Source organism: Ruegeria sp. YTSA135 (assembly GCF_059610165.1).
Genome location: NZ_JBXWNC010000003.1, coordinates 1 through 20,187 on the forward strand (window position 1 = coordinate 1; position 20,187 = coordinate 20,187).

Consider the following 20,187-nt stretch of genomic DNA (forward strand, 5'->3'; position numbering starts at 1 on the left):
GGTCCCGCGGGGACGTGGGTCCGATGATGCCGTGGTCTGGACCGTTGCTGACACCGATCAAGCACGCCAATGAGATGGGCAGATCGGAACTGCATCGAACCAGCATCATGTTGGCAGACAAGGCGCCGACCACGAACCGAAGCATGTACCCGAAGGATCTCAATCGAAGGCCGCGACAGAAAGCAGGGCGGGCACGAATTGATAAAGCGACACCGCCATCGCGGACAAATCATGCTGCGCAAAACAGCTCGACCAAGACCGCCCCGATACCGAAGTCCGGGGCCTGATGGAACCACCTAGGGGGCGCGCGAAGAAATGACAAGGTCCGATCATTTTACCCGATCACGCCACTTCCTTTTTTTCTCCTATACTTGCGAAAAGCCAGTCTTCGATTTCGGCCGCGTCAGGTTGTAGCTGTTGTGCAATTCCTCCGCTAAATTCAAGAAATGCATCCGCGTTTAACTGGTTCAGCCCAACCAATACTGGCAGGTCGAGTGCAAGCGCATCAGCAATGACCAAACGAAACCCTCTGCCTTCGGCTTCATGTTTGCCAAACTTGTTTACAATTAGGCAGTCGCTGACTGACAACCTCGCCAAGGCTAGTCCGACTGCAGATTCCAGAGCCTCGGGGTCCAGCCTGCAACCGCGGGCCTCGCGACCTAAGCTCTGCGAAATCCGTACTTTTGGTCCATCGGGCAAAACAAGAACGTCCATGTCACAAGGTCCTGCATCAGCGCGCTCTGTGTTGATTTGTGCCGTTCCTGCCGGACAGTATCCGGCTTGAATGACCGATTGCGCCACCTGATGCAGGACAAGATCGGTGTCGCCTCTGCCGGGGGCCATTGTGTAAGCGATACGCATATTGGGTCTCAGTTGCTGCTAAAGGGAAGGAATTCGACCAAGGCCCCTTCGGGAAAATGATCGATTTCAGAGGGAAGAAACGACAAACCGTCAGAGGTAGCCAGAAACGACACCTGACCCGAGTTCACATTGGATGGGCATTCAACGATATCACGGCCATAGCCGTCTACTCCGACAATCCGCGCTGCACGGACTTCGCACCGGCCTGCTTTCCGGCTCAAACTGTGTCCAAGAACCACATGACGACGTTCAGGATGAACCTGCGCGTTGCCCGCAAGAGTATTCAGAACGGTTTGGCCGATGACTGACCACGTTACGAAGGCAGATCCTGGATTACCGGGTAGCCCGAGCCAGACTGCGTTGCCAATTTTTCCAAGCGCGACGGGTTTGCCCGGTTTGATTGCGACTCCGGCAAAAAAGATCTCCCCTTGGGCCGCTGTGACCGCGGTGCGTAAATGGTCTTCATCACCGACCGAGACACCGCCCGTCGTGATGATCAAATCTGAGGTCGCAGCCGCCGACTGGAGTGCGCGGCGGATGCTGTCCTTATTGTCATCGACCTTGATGACATTTTGCAAATCGACGTCGGGACGGGACAGCAAAGATTGCAGCATCGGCGTGTTCACGTCCCAAATCTGACCGCCTGTCAGATTTTCCGTTCCCGAAGCGGCAACCTCGGACCCTGAGGCAAGCAGGGTTACGCGGATGCGGCTTCGGATATTGACCACCCCGTGTCCTGCTGCTGCAGCAGCTGCAATTGCGCGGGGTGTCAACATCATTCCAACCGGCAGGATTTCGGCACCGCGCTGATGTTCTTCCCCTCTCAATCGTATGTTTTCAACGGTATTCGGTCGCGTGTTGATCCGGATCATGGTTCCGAGCCGCTCGACCTTTTCTTGCATGATCACGCTGTCAAAGGGGTGTGGAACGGGTGCACCTGTAAAGATTCGACAGGCATCCGTTTCCGCGTACGGCGTGTCCGCAGAGTCACCCGCAGCGACACGTCCGTTGACGGGCAATAGCCATGGTCCATCACCGGCCAGAGCCTTGCTGTTCACCGCATACCCATCCATTGCAGAATGATCGAAACGGGGCATGTCTGCATGTGCAAGCACAGCAGCCGCAAGAATACGTCCGCGGCAGGTGTGGATCGGCGCGCTTTCAGTTCGCGCAACCGGCGTCACATGCTGCAAGACCTGTTGTAAAGCCTGATCGATGCTTATCACATCAGCGGCTACCGAAGGGTCATCGCAGCCACAGCCTGACGAAAGATGTCTTGGAAGATATGTCATGATGAACCTCGGACCCTTACGTTTCTTTTCATGCTTTTGTTGATCTGTGGCTGCGGATATCCGACAGGTGCGACGGGCGCTTGATCCGTGTGGGACCGTCAAGTGTCGTACGGTCTGTCGACAGCAGGTCTGAGATGATGCACTTCATGATCTTGCCTTGGTAGCCATCACTGGCCGGAGATCTGCGCCAGAGATTTCTGCGGATGCGACCAGAGATTGCACAAATTCCTTGGCCGCGTGGGCCCAGGAAGCCTTTTCGATGGCATCGGAAATCTTCTGTTTGACCGCGTCATAGGGCAGGATAGCGCCTTCTGCGACCGCATCCATCTTGATGATGTGCCAGCCATAGCGGGTAAGCACCGGTGCTTCGGTGATACCCCCTTCTGTCAAATCGCGCAGCGCAGCCTCAAACTCGGGAACGGTGTCGCCGGGGCTCAGTTGGCCCAAGGCACCACCGCTTGACTTCGAGCCGCAATCGCTGACGCGGGCAGCAAGGTCGGCAAAGCCTTTCGGGTTTTCCAAAGCCTGCGCCGCCAGATCGACAGCGCGGGCATGTGCCTCTTGGCGCAGGGTTTCATTCTTGGGGTCGCAGGCAATCAATATGTGCGAAACCTCCCACAAAGGCGGGCTGCGAAAGCGTGAGGGGTCTTTTTCCCACTCCGCCCGAACGGAATTCTCTGGCGGAGGCGACACAGCTACCGCTTCTTCGAGAAGGCCCCTGACAAGGGCCTCCTCATCTGTTTCAAACCGGCCTGGGCCGACCTCTTGAACCTGCGCTTCGATCCCGCGTTTCCGCGCTTCTTGCAGAAGCAGGGTGCGCACCGCCAAGGCATTTGCCGCTTTGCGCCATACGATGCCGGGTTTGCCTTTTGGGCCATCATGGTTCTGGGTCTCAGCTGCGATCCTTGCGGACGGCACCGTTTCACCATTGACGACGAGATCAGGAAAAAGCGCGTTCATTAGTACTACTCCGCTGGCTTCGGCATTGCGTCGGACGCGTTTGCGCCCTTGCCTAGTGGCATCTGCGTTTTGCGACCGATAGGTACAGCACCGATATTCGCGGGCAGCACCTCTTTCCGGCGTGAGCGCACCACCTGATAACCGGTCCGACCCAGAAGATAGCGGAACGGGGCAGCAAAGCCTGACAGGATGTGCACCAGCCGTGTGAATGGAAAGACCGCTATGATCAGCAGACCCAACACCAGGTGCAGCTTGAAGATAAACGCCACATCGGCGATGTAACTTGCCGCAGCGCCATCAAAGGTGAAGATACCCTGTGCCCAAGACATGAACTTGACCATCTCGTGCCCGTCCAGATGGCCAAGCGAAACGAAGATCGTTCCGAGGCCGAGGACAAGTTGCGCGATCAGCATCAACAGAATCGCGTTGTCCCAGAAGCTGGAGTTTTTTGCGATCCTTGGATCAGTCCAGCGGCGATGGAACAGCAACACGCCCCCGGCTAGGGCCGCAACACCCGCAATGCCACCCGCCACGACCGCAAGCGTTTGCTTCGCACCATGACTGATGCCGATGGCATCAAAGATCCAGATTGGTGTCAAAAGACCGATGAGGTGCCCAAAAAAGATCACCAGCACACCAACGTGAAACAGTACCGAACCGACGATGAGCTGCTTGCGTCGCAACATCTGTGACGACGAAGATTTCCATGTGAACGGGTCACGTTCGTAGCGCGCAATTGACCCGAGAATCCCGATCGCCAGTGCGATATAGGGAAAGGTTCCGAACAGAAATTGGTTCATTGCTTCCTCCGTCATTCTGCCGCTTGCTGCGGCGCGGGGGTGATGGGTTTATCCATGCGTGCCAGCATGTCGCGTACTTGCGGACAGCCAGCATTGGGATCCGGGCCAAAGCGGACTTCGGATTCTTCCCAAACCTTGTCGAGCGCCTCAAGGTCATCGGGGTCTAACTCTGGCTCTTCCAGCAACTCGGCCACTGCAGCCTTGTCCGCCTTGGCGCCAGATAGCTGTAACAAAGCGGCGAACACGGCACCGTAGGGGCTTTCCCGGCGGTCGAGCCGCGCGTTCAGAGCCTCAAGAATATGGGCCGCGTCCGCCAAGGTTTCCTGTACCTCGGCAAAGGGACGCGTGGACAGGAATTCCAGTAGCATGGGTAGGTGATCGGGCAGTTCCGAGGTTACCGGGTCGAAACCCGCCGCGCGATACATCTCGACCAGCGACACCATCGCGCCCCCCCTGTCCCGGCTTTCGCCATGGACGTGCTCAAACAGGTTGAGCGACAGGGTGCGCGACCGGTCGAAAAGACCCACATAGGTCTCTTGCAGGTCATAGATGTCGCGCCCGCTCAGCTCCCCCACGAGCGGGCGCAACGCCCGACGCGCTGCTGCTGTCAATCGCGTGTCCGAGGCCAGGACGCCTCCGATCTCGGGCATGGCATGCTGCAACTCGCGCGTCGGGTAACTCAGAACCAGAGACAGCGCTTTAAGGGTACGATCCATGGGCATCACATCGCCTCCGGCATTTTTAGGGGTTTCTTTGCTCTGCCGAATAGCGACGCTTTCGAGGTGCCGGTGGAACATCCGTTTCCGTCCGTAAATCCACAGCCGCCCTTAAGGTCATAGGCTTCTTCGACTTGCTCACGATGGGTTGTCGGTATCACGAACCGGTCTTCGTAATCGGCAAGGGCCATGATCTTGTACATATCCTCGATCACTCGGCCGCTAAGCCCAACCCGGGCAGCGATTGCCTCATCGATCACACCGTCCACAGTTTTCGACCGCATATAAGCGCGCATCGCCATCATGCGTTCAAGCGCGCTGACAACGGGGGCCTCGTCGCCTGCCGTCAGCATATTGGCCAGATACCGAACCGGAATCCTTAGATCCTGCACGTTGGGCATCATGCCATCCATGCCGATCTTGCCAGCCTCGGCCGCGTTCTGGATCGGGCTGAGCGGTGGGATGTACCAAACCATCGGCAGCGTCCGGTATTCTGGGTGTAGCGGGAAGGCCACTTTCCACTCCATCGCCATCTTCCAGATCGGGCTTTCCTGTGCGGCTTTGATCCAATCCTCCGGAATGCCGTCGGCCCGCGCAGTTTCGATGACCACAGGGTCGAAGGGATCAAGAAAGACGTCCAGCTGCGCGTCATAGAGCTCTTGCTCTGTTGGCGCATTTGCGGCGGTTTCGATCTTGTCGGCGTCATAGAGCATCACGCCGAGGTAGCGGATGCGCCCAACACAGGTCTCAGAACAGACGGTGGGGTTGCCGCTTTCAATCCGGGGGTAGCACAAGGTGCATTTCTCGGATTTGCCGCTTTCCCAGTTGTAGTAGACCTTCTTGTAGGGGCAGCCGGACACGCACATCCGCCAGCCGCGGCACTTTTCCTGGTCGATCAGAACAATGCCGTCTTCCTCACGCTTGTAGATCGCGCCAGACGGGCAGGATGCAGCACAGGCCGGGTTCAGGCAGTGTTCGCAGAGCCGGGGAAGATACATCATGAAGGTGTTTTCGTACTCTCCGTAGATTTCCTTCTGGATGCCTTCAAAGTTGTAGTCCTCGGACCGCTTCGAGAATTCGCCGCCAAGAATTTCTTCCCAGTTCGGGCCTTTCTCGATCTTTTCGATCCGTTCGCCGGTGATCTTGGAATAGGGGCGCGCCGTTGGGAACGCCTCCATCTCTGGGGCCGACTTCAGGTGGTCGTGGTCGAAATCGAACGGTTCGTAATAATCGTCGATTTCGGGCAGATCCGGGTTGGCGAAAATGTTGGAAAGAATCCGCCACTTTGAACCCTGTTTGGGCTGCAGCTTGCCGGATTTTGTCCGTTTCCAGCCACCGTTCCACTTGGCCTGGTTTTCCCAATCGGTCGGGTAGCCTGTTCCCGGCTTTGTCTCGACGTTGTTGAACCAGGCGTATTCGACCCCATCCCGTGTGGTCCACACGTTTTTGCAGGTCACAGAGCAGGTGTGGCACCCGATGCATTTATCGAGGTTCAGCACCATGCCGATTTGCGCACGAACTCTCATTCTGCTGCCTCCTTTTGGGTCGCTTCTTGGTCGAGCCAGTCGACCTTTTTCATTTTCCGCACGACGACGAATTCATCCCGGTTGCAGCCAACGGTTCCGTAGTAGTTGAAGCCATAAGACTGCTGGGCGTAGCCGCCGATCATGTGGGTGGGTTTCAGAACCGCGCGGGTCACAGAGTTGTGGATGCCCCCACGCTTACCGGTTTTCTCCGAACCTGGCGTGTTCACGATCTTTTCCTGAGCGTGATACATGAACGTGGTGCCGTCCTTGATCCGCTGGGACACAACGGCCCGGGCTGTCAGCGCACCGTTCACGTTGTAAAGCTCTACCCAGTCGTTATCGGCGATACCCGCCTTTGCGGCGTCATTCTCTGATATCCAGATCACCGGACCGCCACGGTTGAGGGTCAGCATCAGCAGGTTGTCGGAATAGGTCGAGTGGATGCCCCATTTCTGGTGGGGTGTGATGAAGTTCAACACAACGTGCGGGCTTCCGTCGCGGGCGTCGTGATTGACCTCTTCGGTGATGGTCTTGAGGTCAACCGGCGGACGGTAAGACACGAAGCCTTCGCCGAACGCGCGCATCCACAGGTGATCCTGATAAAGCTGCTGCCGCCCTGTCAGGGTCCGCCAGGGGATCAACTCGTGCACGTTGGTGTAGCCCGCGTTATAGCTGACCTTCTCGCTTTCGATGCCCGACCATGTGGGCGAGGAGATGATCTTGCGGGGCTGCGCCGCAATGTCGTGGAAGCGGATCTTCTGGTGGTGTTCGCCCTCGGCCAGATGCGCATGTTCGCGCCCTGTGTTTTCGCCCAGTGCTTCCCAAGCCTTGACAGCAACGTTGCCATTGGTCTCGGGGGCCAGCATCAGGATTACTTCGCAGGCGTCGATCGCAGTTTCGATCTTGGGCCGTCCTTTCGCCGCCCCGTCCTGTTTCACTCCGTTCAGAGCGGCAAGATTGTCGATCTCTTCCTGGGTGTCCCAAGTAATACCCTTGCCGCCATTGCCCAGTTTATCCATCAATGGGCCAACAGCGGTAAAGCGGTCGTAGATCGCGGTATAGTCACGCTCGACAACCACATAGGCAGGAGCCGTTTTGCCCGGGATAAGATCGCATTCGCCTTTTTTCCAATCGCGAACCTGATCCTGCGCCAGCTCTGTCGGCATGTCGTGCAGCAGAGGCAGGGCGACGATATCGGTTTCCTTGCCAAGGATTTCCGGCGCCACTTCCTGAACCTTCTTGGCGATGGCCTTGAAGATTTCGAAATCCGATTTGGATTCGTATGCCGGATCCACTGCGGCCTGCAGCGGGTGGATGAACGGGTGCATGTCCGACGTGTTCAGGTCGTCTTTCTCGTACCAACTGGCAGTTGGCAGAACGATGTCGGCATAAACCGCGGTGGTGGACATGCGGAAGTCGATCGTGACCAGCAAATCCAGTTTTCCTTCCGGGCCTTTTTCATGCCACTTGGCCTCTTTCGGCAGGGCGCGACCTTCTTCGCCCAGATCCTTGCCAAGGACGCCGTGCTCTGTGCCAAGCAGGTGTTTGAGGAAGTATTCGTGGCCCTTACCGGAGGAACCCAGCAGGTTGGAGCGCCAAACGAACAGGTTGCGCGGCCAGTTTGCCGGATCGTCTGGGTCCTCGCAGGACATTTCCAACTCACCGGACTTGAGCTGCTGGGCAACGTAGGCCGGAATTTCCATTCCCGCGTCTTTTGCCTGCTTTGCTACGTCCAGCGGATTGGTCTTGAGCTGCGGCGCCGATGGCAGCCAGCCCATACGCTCCGCCCGGATGTTGTAGTCGATCATGCTGATGTCCCAATCGCCGTCCGGTGCGGTCGGTGACAGGATCTCTTTCGCCTCAAGCGTCTCATACCGCCACTGATCGGTATGAGCATACCAGGCCGATGTCGCGTTCATGTGCCGCGGCGGGCGGCCCCAGTCGAGCGCAAAGGCCAGAGGTTGCCACCCGGTCTGCGGGCGCAGCTTTTCCTGCCCGACATAATGGGCCCAGCCACCGCCAGACTGTCCGACACACCCACACATCACCAGCATATTGATGACGCCGCGATAGTTCATGTCCATGTGGTACCAGTGGTTCATGGCTGCGCCGATAATGACCATGGCCTTGCCCTGTGTCTTTTCAGCAGTGTCGGCAAATTCGCGCGCAACATGGATGATCTTGTCAGCAGGTACGCCGGTAATCTTTTCAGCCCATTTCGGCGTGCCGGGGACGTCTTCATCATAAGAGGTCGCCACCCACTCGCCGCCAAACCCGCGATCCACACCGTAATTCGCGCAGAACAGATCAAAGACCGTGGCGACCAGAACTTCGCCATCGGCTGTTTGAACGCGCTTGATCGGAACGTTCTTGGTCAAAACGTCTGGGCGCTGGTCTCCGGTGGTAAAGGCTTCGGTGGCAGCGCCGCCAAAATAGGGGAAGTCCACGCCGCGAATGTCGTCATGATCATCGTCAAGAATGAGCGACATCTGAAGCGTGGCATCCTGTCCGGCTGCTTTCTCTTCAAGGTTCCACTCACCCTTTTCGCCCCAGCGATAGCCGATGGCCCCGTTGGGTGACACCAGCGTGCCGCTTTGCTCATCAATGGCGACGGTCTTCCATTCAGGGTTATTTTCTTCGCCCAGTTTGCCATCAAGGTCATCGGCACGCAGGAAGCGGCCGGGAACAAGATTGCCGTCTTTTTCGTCCAGACGAACCAGCATAGGCATGTCGGAATACTTGCGGCAGTATTCTTCGAAATACTCGGCCTGGCGGTCGATGTGGAACTCGCGCAGGATGACGTGGCCGAATGCCATTGCCAGCGCCGCGTCGGTACCCTGTTTCACGTTCAGCCAGACATCGGCGAATTTGGACGCTTCCGAATAGTCGGGGCAGATCACCGCCGACTTGGTGCCCTTGTATCGTACCTCGGTATAGAAGTGGGCATCCGGTGTCCGGGTCTGAGGTACGTTGGAGCCCCAGAGCAGCAGGTAGCTGGAGTTGTACCAATCCGCGCTTTCCGGAACGTCTGTCTGCTCGCCCCATGTCATCGGTGAGGCTGGCGGCAGGTCGCAGTACCAGTCGTAGAAGGACATGCAGACGCCACCCATCAGGCTCAGATAGCGCGATCCCGCCGCGTAAGAGACCATGGACATGGCTGGGATCGGCGAAAAGCCGAAAATCCGGTCGGGGCCATAGGTTTTGGCAGTGTAGGCGTTGGCAGCCGCGACAATCTCGGTCGCTTCGTCCCAGGTGGCGCGGACAAATCCGCCAGAACCACGCTTGGAGGTATAGCTGCTACGCAGGATCGGGTCATTCTGGATCGTGGTCCAGGCTTCGATCGGTGTCTTGGTCTTGCGCATCTCGCGCCAGACTTTCATGAGCCGTCCGCGAATGAGCGGGTTTTTCACCCGGTTCGCCGAGTACAGATACCAGCTGTACGACGCGCCGCGTGCACAGCCGCGCGGTTCGTGGTTCGGCAGGTCGGGCCGTGTGCGCGGGTAGTCGGTTTGCTGCGTCTCCCAGGTTACGATCCCGGATTTGACGTAGATCTTCCAGCTGCACGATCCGGTGCAGTTCACACCGTGTGTCGAACGGACGACCTTATCATGGCGCCAGCGGTTTCTGTATGTATCTTCCCAGCCGCGGTCTTCGTTCGTGACCTGACCGTGGCCGTTGGCGAACTCTTCCAGTTTGTTGGACTGGAGGAAGTTCAATCTGTCGAGCAGGTGGCTCATGGATTTGTCTCCTAGTGGCTACCCCTTGCGCGGGCAGGTCCGGCGCAAGGGTTTGGTCATTGGATCAGCAGGGAACAGGCGCATTCTTGCGGCTGTAAACGGCCCAGGTGATCACGGCGCAGAGCGCGTAGAACCCGAGGAAGGCCCACAATGCGCCGTGCGGTGCACCCGTCAGCGCGATCGAGGTGCCGTAGCTTTTCGGGATGAAGAATGCGCCGTAAGCTGCGATGGCCGAAGTGAAGGCGATGATTGCTGCGCTCTCACGCTCGATCGCCCGCTGCATGTTGGTTGTTTCTAGCTCGGGCAACAGGCGTGGGATTTCCTGTTTCATGATCGACGGGATCATCTGGAAGGTCGAGGCGTTGCCAACACCGGTCAGGAAGAACAGCGCCATAAAGCAGGCAAAGAAGCCCCAGAAATTGCCATCTGCCGCTTCGGGTGTGGATGGCAGGAACTGCAGTACACCAAATACGGCCGCGATCATGCCCAGGAACACCCAGAAGGTCACGCGCCCACCACCGAACTTGTCGGAAATCCAACCGGTTGCCGCACGGCTCAGCGCGCCGACAAGGGGGCCAAGAAAGGCATAGGACAGCACGTCAACATCCGGGAACTGGGTTTTCATCAGCAGTGGGAAGCCCGCAGCATAACCGATGAACGAACCGAATGTCCCGGTGTAGAGTATACACATAATCCAGTTCTGGCGGCGTTTCAGGATCGACAGCTGGTCACCGAGTGAGGCCTTCGCATCGGCGATATCATTCATGCCGAACCATGCGGCGATAGCACCTACAAGCAGGAACGGCACCCAGATGAAGCCCGCGTTTTGGATAAAGAGCTGGCCACCATCGGACATTTGCTGAGGCTCGCCGCCAATTGCGCCAAAGACGCCCACGGTGATCACGACGGGGACGACAAACTGCATCACCGACACGCCAAGGTTACCAAGGCCCGCGTTCATCGCCAACGCCTGTCCTTTTACCTTTTTCGGGTAGAAGTAGGCGATGTTCGCCATTGAGGAGGCGAAGTTACCACCCCCAAAGCCGCAGAGCAGCGCCAGGACTAGGAATGTGGCATAAGGTGTTTCGGGGTTCTGGACAGCAAAGCCGATGCCCAGTGCCGGCAGCAGCAGCGATGCTGTTGAAATCGCGGTCCACTTCCGCCCGCCAAAAATCGGGATCATGAAGCTGTAGAAGATGCGCAGCGTAGCGCCGGACAGACCAGGCAGCGCGGCCAGCCAGAACCGTTGTGAAACCGTGAAGTCAAAGCCGATGGCTGGCATCTTGGCCACGACGACCGACCACACCATCCAGACCGAAAAGGCCATAAGCAGGTTCGGGATCGAGATCCAGAGGTTACGGGTTGCGATGGCCTTGCCCTTTTCCGCCCAGAACTGGGGGTCTTCGGGGCGCCAGTCCGTCAGGACGTGGCGGCTGTTGCCATTTGAGGTGTCAGAGATCGCCATGGGTAAAACCTCCCGTATTGGCGTTTCGGGGGGCCGGCCAAGCGTGTCGCTCAGCCGGCCGTACATTCATTCAGCCGGTTGTTGGCCACTGTCCGGGCCAAGCCGGGCCAACGCGGTCTTGAGATCGTCAAGATCCTTGAAACGGGCCGTGACTGTCAGACCGTTGCCTTTCTCGGCCAGTGCGACCTTTTGAGAGCCTTCGAAGATCAACGCGAGTTGTGCTTCGGCCTCTTGCTTGCGCTTGGCCTCGGACGCGATGGCCTGGTCCACAGAGCTGAGGACATACTCTTCATCGAAGCCACCTTCCGGTTCCTTGAGCCAGATCCAGCAGACAACCCACGAGATCAGTGCGCCAGTTGCGATGATGAAGAAGAAAGTCTGCGTATCGACGAAGGTGAAGATAAAGAGGTAGAAAACCGCCCCGACGTTGCCGTATGCACCAGCCATGCCTGCGATCTGACCAGTCACCCGGCGTTTGATCGAGGGGATGATCCCGAAGGTTGCGCCTTCGGCACCTTGCACGAAAAACGAGCACGCAATAGTGATTGCGATCGCGATGATCAGCGGCCATGAGCTGTTCAGCAGCCCCATCAACGCAAAGCCGATGGCGATACCCAGCATATAGGCCAGCATCACGAAACGGCGGTTGCCCATGCGGTCTGATACCAAGCCACCCATAGGGCGGGCCACGAGGTTGATGAACGCGAAGGATGCCGCAATCAAACCCGCGACCACAGGTGTCAGCCCCCAAGTCTCCTGAAAGAACATGGGCAGCATCGAAACAACAGCAAGTTCCGCACCGAAGTTGGCGAAGTATGTGGTGTTGAGCGCAGCCACCGAGCTGAATGGGTAGCGGTCATCCTCTGGTACGCCACGGCGCAGGATCGGCAGGTTGGTGCGCAGCACTTGCCACACCTGGTAGACCACCAGGGTTACGACAGCGGCATAGCAGATCGCTGCAACAAAGCCGTCGATATACCCCATCATCTGCACACGGTAGATGAGGATCGACAGTATACCGATCAACGGCACGGTAAAGACGACCAGCATCACGAGGTCTTTGTAGGTCGAAACCTCAAGAGCCGAGCCTTTGGCTTTCTTATGGGTGTCCGGATTGGGGCCATCGGTGATGGCGAACCAGTAAAACACACCATAAGCGGCCATGATGACGCCCGACATGGCAATGGCATAGCGCCAGCCGTCATCGCCACCGAATATATTCAGTGCAATGGTCGGAATGGTCAGCGCCGCAGCGGCCGAGCCGAAGTTACCCCAACCGGCGTAGAACCCTTCGGCAAAACCGATGTCACGAGGTTTGAACCAAAGCGCAGTCATGTGGATACCAACGACGAACCCTGCCCCGACAGAGGACATGATCAGACGCGAGATAAACAGCTGCATTTTTGTGTCGCCGAACGCGAAGAAAAGCGTTGGCGCGGCCATAACCACCATCAGGATCGAGAACACCCGGCGCGGACCGTATTTATCGAGCGCGAGGCCGACAAGAATTCGGGCCGGGATTGTCAACGCAACGTTGGCAATGGCGAAAAGCTTGATGTCGTCTCTGGTCAACCAATCATTGGCGGCCAGCATCGACGATGCCAGTGGTGCCATGTTGAACCAGACATAGAAAGTTATGAAGAACGCGATCCAGGTCAGGTGTAACGCACGTATCGAGCGATCCTGAATGCGAAAGAGTGTTGAGATTTTCATCGCTGTTTTCCCTGGACTCTATTCGGCCGCCTGCATCGAAGATGCGGGGACGTGAGTTGGAATAATGAGGATTGGGCATTTTGCGCGGCGGGCGAGGAAGGCCGACACTGACCCGAACGTCATATGGTCGAATTCCTCGGCGATGGCATCCAGTTTGCGCGTGATGAAACCCAATGCGCCTCCATCAGCCTGATGTGAATGGCGCGCCATGACCAAAAGGTCTGGCTGACGTTCTTCTGTCGCGCGCAAGATCATTTTGCGCGCATCGCCTTCGGCGAGCATGACTTTTGCCTCATAGCCTGCGGCCATCAATTCCGCGGCCGCAGCCTCGGCGCCGGCTTTTTGTTCCTGATACTGTTCCGTGAATAGCTCGTCGGCACCTGAAGTTGCGCTACCGATATCTTCCACAACCGAGACCAGCGTAATGCTGGGTTTCAACGGCCCGAACATCTGCTGAATTGCGTCGAGCGCAATCCGCGCGTTGCGCGAATGGTCATACGCAAGCATGATTTCCATAGGTCCCTCCGTTCTCGCACGCCCGGAAATGGGCGCTTGCGTGTCGGGACCTGATTGAACGCCCTGAAACGGAACTTTCTTGATCTGTATCAAGATAGATTGGGTAACAGATTGAAATAAATGACGAAACCAAGTTTGTCATTTCGACTGTAGTGCAGCATCAATTCGCTGGACAATATTTACCAACTTGCTATTTGACTTTTATCAAGACACAATAAAACAAGTGTCAAAAAGGAGATTGCTAGGTGTATTTGGGGATGCCCGAGCCAGACTATCCGGACATTCGGAGCCTGCATTTGTTTGCAGCGATGAGCGGCGAATACTTCACTGCGCTCATGAGGGGTGCCTATGTTCAGAATTTCCCGCCGCAGGTCGACCTAATCGAAGAAGGCGACCCGAGCGATTTTCTGCACGTTGTCTTGTCTGGTTCAGTCGAGCTCTACTCAAGCTGGAACAATCGGGAAACCTCGGTGGCGACCGTGCGCCCTGTTTCAACCTTCATACTAGCGGCAACAATAAAAGACGCGCCCTATCTTATGTCGGCGCGAACGCTCGAGAAAAGCCGTATTGCCATGATCCCAAGCCAGGATGTGCGAGCTGTATTTGATGTCGACGCCCATTTCGCACGCGCGATCGTTACGGAATTGGCGCAGTGCTACCGATCTGTCGTCAAAAACACCAAGGATCTGAAGCTGCGTACGTCCCTTGAGCGTTTGGCAAATTACCTGTTGCGTCAGCAAAAGCGCGAAAACGGCAACGCCGAATTCCAGCTGCCGATCGAAAAGCGCCGGCTCGCCTCTCTGCTGGGTATGACACCGGAAAACCTGAGCCGGTCCATCAAGAGCCTGCAATCCTATGGTGTGAGTGTAAACGGCAATCATGTGACGATCTCAGACCAAAAGGATTTAGAGAAGTTCGCAAAACCCAGCCCACTCATCGACGACTATTCAACGTAAGAGTATCATATGTCTGAAAAAATGCCCGGCGCCGCCGGAGATATTGCTGCGCAAAACCCCGAGATTTGGAACGCGTATTCAGCCCTCGGCAAAGCTACTGCCGAGTGCGGACCATTGACCGATCGTGAAAAGCGCCTTGTGAAACTGGCTTTGGCAATTGGTGCCAGTTCAGAGGGTGCGGTTCATTCCCACACCCGCCGCGCCAAGTCGGAGGGGATCGAGGACAGTGCCATCATGCAGGTCGCGATGCTTGCAATCGGCCCTCTAGGGCTTCCTCGCGCGGTGGCTGCGAAAACATGGATTGAGGATGTCGACTGACGGATTCGGTCCAGCGACGGCAGGAGGTTAACAAAGAGGGTTCTGAACGGATCGCGAACTCAGCCAAAGGAAAGGCGCTGTGCTTTGGCCGCGCGGTTCAAGCCTGTGCACTCGCGTAGTTCAGTGAAACCTCCAAAAGATGTTTGGTGTAGGCCGAATCCGGTTCCATGCTGCGCATTTTTTCGACGCTCAGGATTTCGACGATTTCCCCGTCGCGCATGACGGCCACGCTGTCGCACATATGACCAACCACTGATAGATCGTGGGACACCATAACGAAGGTCAGCTTGTGTTTGGCCCGCAGGTCGCTCAGCAGGTTTAGAATTTCCGCCTGGACAGATACGTCCAACGCGGATGTCGGCTCATCCAGCAACAGGATTTCGGGTTCGGGGGCCAAGGCTCGGGCAATAGCCACACGCTGCCGCTGTCCACCGGATAATTGGTGCGGATAACGAAACCGGAAGGCACGGCCAAGACCTACATCGTCAAGCAGTTTGTTGACCCGCGTGTCAATGTCCTGAAACCCGTGAAGGTGCAGAGTTTCCGATAAGACGTGATCCACTGAATGGCGCGGGTGCAGCGACGCATAAGGATCCTGGAACACCATCTGCACAAGCTTGTAGAACTCACGCCCCCGTTTATGCGCGACATGCGCGCCGTCAATTTCGATCTCACCAGACCATGTGGGCACAAGCCCCGTGATCGCTCGCAAGATGGTCGACTTGCCCGAGCCGGATTCGCCCACAAGACCGAAACTGCCGCCGCTGGGCACATCAAATGATGCCCCCCTGACGGCGTCAACGCGGTCTCGATCCTCGCCAAACCAGACATTCAGGTTTCTGACAGAAAGAGACTTCATAGCAAACCACTTACGCTGGGTTGTTGGCACCACTCGGGGTCGCGCACCAACGCCTCAAGGCGGGTCTTGGGCGCATCAAGTCGCGGTAAAGAGTTCAGCAATCCCCGGGTATAGGGATGCGATGCTTCGTGTAGCTTGTCGGCATCGCAAACTTCGACGATCCGTCCGGCATACATAATCAGCACTCGGTCGCAGAATTCGGCCACAAGGTTCAGGTCATGGCTGATGAATATCAGACCCATGCCACGGTCCTGCACGAGCCGATCCATGATGTTAAGCACCTGCCCCTGCACGGAAACGTCCAAGGCTGATGTAGGTTCATCGGCAATAAGAATCTCCGGGTTGGGGATCATCATCATTGCGATCATGATCCGTTGGCCCATGCCGCCGGAAACTTCGTGCGGATAGGCCCGCATGACCCGCTCGGGGTCGCGTATTGAAACCGCCTCAAGCATTTCAATCGCCCGCGTGCGGGCAGTGCGATGGGTGGCTTTTTCGTGCAGCCGATAGGCTTCGATGATCTGATCGCCCACTGTCATCACCGGGTTCAGCGAAAACTTGGGGTCCTGCATGACCATCGAAATACGCGAGCCCCGGACCGAGCGCATCTCCTTTTCGGACGCATTCAACAGCGGTTGCCCTTGCAAGTCGATGCGCTTGGCCTCAATCCAGCCCGGTGGGCGGATAAGCTGCAAGATCGCCCGACCGGTCATCGACTTGCCCGAGCCGGACTCACCGACAATTCCAAGCCTCTCACGCCCGAGCGAAAACGATATGCCCCGGACTGCGTCAAATACGCCGGTATTGGTAGGAAATTTGACCCAAAGGTCCTCGACGTCGAGAAGGTTCATGATGCGCCATCCTTTGGGTCGAGTACGTCGCGCAACCCGTCACCCAGCAGGTTGAACGCGAGCGAGACGGTGAAAATGGCCAAGCCAGGGATCGTGGCAACCCACCAATGGTCCAGCAGGAACCGCCGACCCTCAGAGATCATGGCCCCCCATTCCGGTGAGGGGGGTTGCGCCCCTAGGCCCAGAAAGCCGAGGCCCGCCGCAGTCAGGATGATGCCCGCCATATCCAGCGTCACTCGAACAATCAACGAGGAAATGCAAAGCGGCCAGATATGACGGGTGATAATCCTGACAGGTCCCGCCCCCTGCAAACGGATTGCGCTGATGAAATCAGAGGACCGAATTGTCAGCGTTTCCGCTCGCGCAAGGCGCGCATAGGGTGGCCATGCGGTCAGGGAAATCGCCAGAACCGCATTCTCGATCCCCGCGCCGAGGGCTGCAACAAAGGCCAGCGCCAGCACGAGTTTAGGGAAAGCCAGAAAAATGTCGGTGATCCGCATCAGGATCGTATCTGTCCATCCGCCCGCATAGCCCGCGATCGTCCCCACCATCAGCCCGGCAACCGGGGCGATCAGCGCTACTAGGGTCACGATGTACAACGTGATCCGCGAACCATAGATCAGTCGGCTCAGGATATCCCGGCCCAGAGAATCGGTACCCAACAGATGGCCTTCGCTTCCGATTGGAAGAAGACGATCCGACAGCACCTGGGCGAAGGGATCATAGGGGGCCAGCCATGGGGCAAACGCTGCAACAAAGCCCAGCAGAACCAGAATACCAAGACCGAACATGGCCATATGGTTGGACCGCAGCCGCAGCCAGCTCTTGTAGGCCGAGGCCAGCTTTGCGTGGCGGCGCGACGTGGGTGTGTCAGTTAACAGCCAGTCGTGCAGGGACTCTTTGCGCTTTGAATTTGTGGCTTCCGTGGTCATCGCGCCCTCGGGTCAAGGACCTTGTAGAGAAGGTCGCAGAAGATGTTTAGAAGGATGAAAACCAGTCCAACAACCACGGTACCCCCAAGAACGGCATTCATGTCGGCCGACAACAGGGCAGTGGTGATGTAAGAGCCGATGCCGGGCCATGAAAATATGATTTCAGTCAGCACGGACCCTTCCAACAGGTTAGCATAGCTTAGGGCGAACACGGTGATAAGCTGCACGCGGATGTTGCGAAACGCATGCTGCCAGATCACTGCACGTTCCGACATGCCCTTTACCCTTGCGGTCACGATGTATTCCGCTGAAAGCTGTTCCAGCATGAAGCTGCGGGTCATGCGGCTGATATAAGCCAAGGAGTAATATCCCAGGATTGAAGCCGGCAATATGATGTGACTGAAGGCATCCCGGAACACCGTCCAGTTGCCATCAATTGCCGCGTCCACAAGCATCATGCCTGTAACGGTGGGGACCATTCCATCGTAAAAAATAGAAATGCGTCCTGGGCCAGCCACCCACCCCAAGATACCGTAGAAGACCAACAGCCCCATCAGGCCCATCCAGAACACCGGCATGGAATACCCTACCAGCGCAACGACCCGGGCAATCTGGTCAATCCACGATCCACGGTGAACGGCGGCCATGACACCCAGCGGTACGCCTGCAAAAATACCGATCAACGTTCCAAGCGTTGCCAGTTCGAAAGTTGCGGGAAAGACGCGCGCGATATCCTCGCTCACGGGCCGCGCAGTCAGAAGCGACTCACCAAAATCGCCGTGCAATACGTCCCAAATGTAATACCCGAATTGAACAAGTAGGGGCTTGTCCAAGCCCATCGCCTCGTATGCCGCATCATAGGTTTCCTGAGACGCGCGTTCGCCAACTACGGCCAGAACAGGGTCAATTGGCATAACGCGGCCAATTATGAAGGTAACAAACAACAGCCCCAGCATAGTTACTGAAACGGAGGCAAGCGTTGTGATTGTCGTATTTACCCAACGCGGAAAGGGCGGTTTGATCCGCCCAGTCCGTTGCTTTTCAACCAGCGCCATTTACTTGGTAACCGGCCAGTACGAAATCGCCGTAATGGCGCCGCCCAAAGTCAGGCCCTCGACGTTTTCATTCATCCCGGCCTGTTCCGTTTGCTGGAACATGATCGCGAATGGTGCGGTTTCCCGGAACGTGGCCTGAATGTCGTGATACATCTTTTCACGTTTCGATGTGTCACCTTCGACCACGGCTGCTGCGGTTTGCTCGGTCAGACCACCGGTATCCCAGCTGTTACGCCAGGCCAGAAGCCCGGTTGCATTCGCTTCGTCCGAGTTATCGGGGTTATAGGCAAAAGTACCCGCATTGGTTTGGGGGTCAGGGTAATCCGGACCCCATGCCCCAAGGTAGATGTCAAGCTCGCGCGCACGGTACTTGGCCAGGACCTGTTTTCCTGTTCCTACCTCAAGGTTTACCTTGATACCTGCCTGCGCAAAGGTGTTTTGCAGTGACTGCGCGATCTCAAGTCGTTCCTGCGCCTCACGCACACCAATCGTGACTTCGAGGTTTTCGACACCGGCAGAGGCCAGCAATTCCTTGGCCTTTTCAACATTCAGCGAGAACGGGTTCTCATCCACGGCACCAAGATAGGTACGCGGCAGGAAGTTCTGATGGGTCACATACCAGTTTTTCAGAAAGCTGTTTTCCATCCCTTCATAGTCGATCAGGTATTTCAGGGCCTGGCGAACCTCGGGTTTTGACAGTTCCGGGTGCTTTTGGTTGAACGAGACATACATCAGGCGCCCGCGCATCTCGCGCATGATCTTTACGCCTTCGACGCCGTCAAGGCCATCAACATCAGACGGGGTCAGGTCCCGTGCCACGTCGATATCACCACGTTCTAGCATCAGGCGCTGGGTCGCGCTTTCTTGTACATGGCGAACCACCACACGTTCCATCGCCGGAGCGCCCAGATAAAAATCGGGGTTGGCGTTCAGCATGACGCTTTCCTTGGGCTGCCAAGCGCCCAGAACATAGGCACCCGATCCGGCCGAGTTGGTCTTGAGCCACTCGTTGCCAAGGTCACCGTCCTTTTCGTTCTCCATCACCAGTTTTTCATCCACGATACTGCCTAGGGTGGCTGTCAGGCAGTTCAGAACAAACGAAATGGCATAGGGTTTGTCCGTCGTGATCGAAACTGTGTTGCCGTCAACCTTGATTGTTTCGTTGATGTTTTCAGGGGTAAAGCCGAATTGGGTCAGGATGAACGCCGGCGTCTTATTCAACTGGATCACACGACGCAGTGAAAAGGCTGCATCCTCGGCGCGCACGGGGTTGCCCGAAGCAAAGGTGACGCCTTCGCGCATGGTAAAGGTGATTGTCTTTCCGTCCTCTGAGACGTCCCAGCTTTCCGCAAGGTCCGGCTGATATCCGGCCTCAAGGTTGGCCGGGTCAAAATTCACCAGCTTGCCATACATGTTGCGAATAACGTCCGCGCCCGCAAACTCGAAGCTTTCGGCCGGGTCAAGCGTGGTAATATCGTCAATACGGTTTGCGATCACCAATATGTTGTCCGGTGTTTCCGCCGTGGCGGGCAGGGCGGTGAACCCCACTGCCACACCCAGTGCAGCTGACGTCAAGAGCTTGGCGAGGTAGGTCATCGATTGAATCTCCTGTTGGTGTTTTCATTCGTTT

Annotated in this window: 17 protein-coding genes; 2 read left to right on the forward strand and 15 right to left on the reverse strand. The window is 57.0% G+C overall.

The features are described from left to right. Positions 1-342: 342 nt before the first annotated feature. The 10 genes from AC2FIT_RS04820 to AC2FIT_RS04865 form a co-directional block, all read right to left on the reverse strand. Entirely contained in the window at positions 343-861 is a 519-nt protein-coding gene (locus AC2FIT_RS04820) for a DUF2478 domain-containing protein (RefSeq protein ID WP_496827178.1), read from the reverse strand. Between the two features lie 8 nt (positions 862-869). Next, positions 870-2,153, reverse strand: coding sequence for a molybdopterin molybdotransferase MoeA (locus tag AC2FIT_RS04825; protein ID WP_496827180.1), 1,284 nt, complete (start codon positions 2,151-2,153; stop codon positions 870-872). Between the two features lie 144 nt (positions 2,154-2,297). Then, complete coding sequence (locus AC2FIT_RS04830) at positions 2,298-3,113, reverse strand: peptidylprolyl isomerase (protein ID WP_496827182.1); 816 nt, start codon at positions 3,111-3,113, stop codon at positions 2,298-2,300. Positions 3,114-3,118: 5 nt separating this feature from the next. Continuing rightward, positions 3,119-3,913, reverse strand: a complete 795-nt coding sequence (narI, locus tag AC2FIT_RS04835) for a respiratory nitrate reductase subunit gamma (protein ID WP_496827184.1) — start codon at positions 3,911-3,913, stop codon at positions 3,119-3,121. An 11-nt stretch (positions 3,914-3,924) separates the two neighbouring features. After that, positions 3,925-4,629 carry a nitrate reductase molybdenum cofactor assembly chaperone gene (gene narJ / locus AC2FIT_RS04840; protein WP_496827186.1) on the reverse strand — a complete coding sequence of 235 codons (705 nt, stop codon included), beginning with the start codon at positions 4,627-4,629 and terminating at the stop codon, positions 3,925-3,927. Between the two features lie 5 nt (positions 4,630-4,634). After that, entirely contained in the window at positions 4,635-6,155 is a 1,521-nt protein-coding gene (gene narH / locus AC2FIT_RS04845; protein WP_496827188.1) for a nitrate reductase subunit beta, read from the reverse strand. Further along, positions 6,152-9,892 (reverse strand): nitrate reductase subunit alpha, encoded by a 3,741-nt coding sequence (locus tag AC2FIT_RS04850; RefSeq protein ID WP_496827190.1) that lies wholly within the window; start codon positions 9,890-9,892, stop codon positions 6,152-6,154. Before AC2FIT_RS04850 ends, narH begins: the two co-directional genes overlap by 4 nt. Before the next feature lie 64 nt (positions 9,893-9,956). Further along, positions 9,957-11,357 (reverse strand): NarK family nitrate/nitrite MFS transporter, encoded by a 1,401-nt coding sequence (locus AC2FIT_RS04855; RefSeq protein WP_496827192.1) that lies wholly within the window; start codon positions 11,355-11,357, stop codon positions 9,957-9,959. Between the two features lie 66 nt (positions 11,358-11,423). Next, positions 11,424-13,070 (reverse strand): MFS transporter, encoded by a 1,647-nt coding sequence (locus AC2FIT_RS04860; RefSeq protein ID WP_496827194.1) that lies wholly within the window; start codon positions 13,068-13,070, stop codon positions 11,424-11,426. An 18-nt stretch (positions 13,071-13,088) separates the two neighbouring features. Next, a complete protein-coding gene (locus AC2FIT_RS04865; RefSeq protein ID WP_496827196.1) occupies positions 13,089-13,586 on the reverse strand; it encodes a universal stress protein in 498 nt (165 codons plus the stop codon). A gap of 257 nt (positions 13,587-13,843) precedes the next feature. On the opposite strand from AC2FIT_RS04865, the gene AC2FIT_RS04870 reads away from it, so the two are divergent. Further along, a complete protein-coding gene (locus AC2FIT_RS04870; RefSeq protein WP_496827198.1) occupies positions 13,844-14,542 on the forward strand; it encodes a cyclic nucleotide-binding domain-containing protein in 699 nt (232 codons plus the stop codon). Between the two features lie 9 nt (positions 14,543-14,551). Next, positions 14,552-14,860, forward strand: a complete 309-nt coding sequence (locus AC2FIT_RS04875; RefSeq protein ID WP_496827200.1) for a carboxymuconolactone decarboxylase family protein — start codon at positions 14,552-14,554, stop codon at positions 14,858-14,860. 97 nt (positions 14,861-14,957) lie between these two features. Here the strand turns inward: AC2FIT_RS04875 and AC2FIT_RS04880 are convergent, their stop codons facing one another. Genes AC2FIT_RS04880 through AC2FIT_RS04900 form a run of 5 tightly spaced genes read right to left on the reverse strand, consistent with a single transcriptional unit; the run spans position 14,958 to position 20,153 of the window. Continuing rightward, complete coding sequence (locus AC2FIT_RS04880) at positions 14,958-15,719, reverse strand: ABC transporter ATP-binding protein (RefSeq protein ID WP_496827202.1); 762 nt, start codon at positions 15,717-15,719, stop codon at positions 14,958-14,960. Further along, positions 15,716-16,573, reverse strand: coding sequence for an ABC transporter ATP-binding protein (locus tag AC2FIT_RS04885; protein WP_496827768.1), 858 nt, complete (start codon positions 16,571-16,573; stop codon positions 15,716-15,718). Before AC2FIT_RS04885 ends, AC2FIT_RS04880 begins: the two co-directional genes overlap by 4 nt. Continuing rightward, positions 16,567-17,502: an ABC transporter permease gene (locus AC2FIT_RS04890; protein WP_496827204.1), complete on the reverse strand. Its 936-nt coding sequence runs from the start codon at positions 17,500-17,502 to the stop codon at positions 16,567-16,569. Before AC2FIT_RS04890 ends, AC2FIT_RS04885 begins: the two co-directional genes overlap by 7 nt. Further along, on the reverse strand, positions 17,499-18,557 hold the full coding sequence (locus AC2FIT_RS04895) for an ABC transporter permease (protein WP_496827206.1): 1,059 nt from the start codon (positions 18,555-18,557) through the stop codon (positions 17,499-17,501). The genes AC2FIT_RS04890 and AC2FIT_RS04895 overlap by 4 nt, the downstream gene beginning before the upstream one ends. After that, complete coding sequence (locus AC2FIT_RS04900) at positions 18,558-20,153, reverse strand: ABC transporter substrate-binding protein (protein ID WP_068333467.1); 1,596 nt, start codon at positions 20,151-20,153, stop codon at positions 18,558-18,560. Positions 20,154-20,187 lie beyond the last annotated feature (34 nt).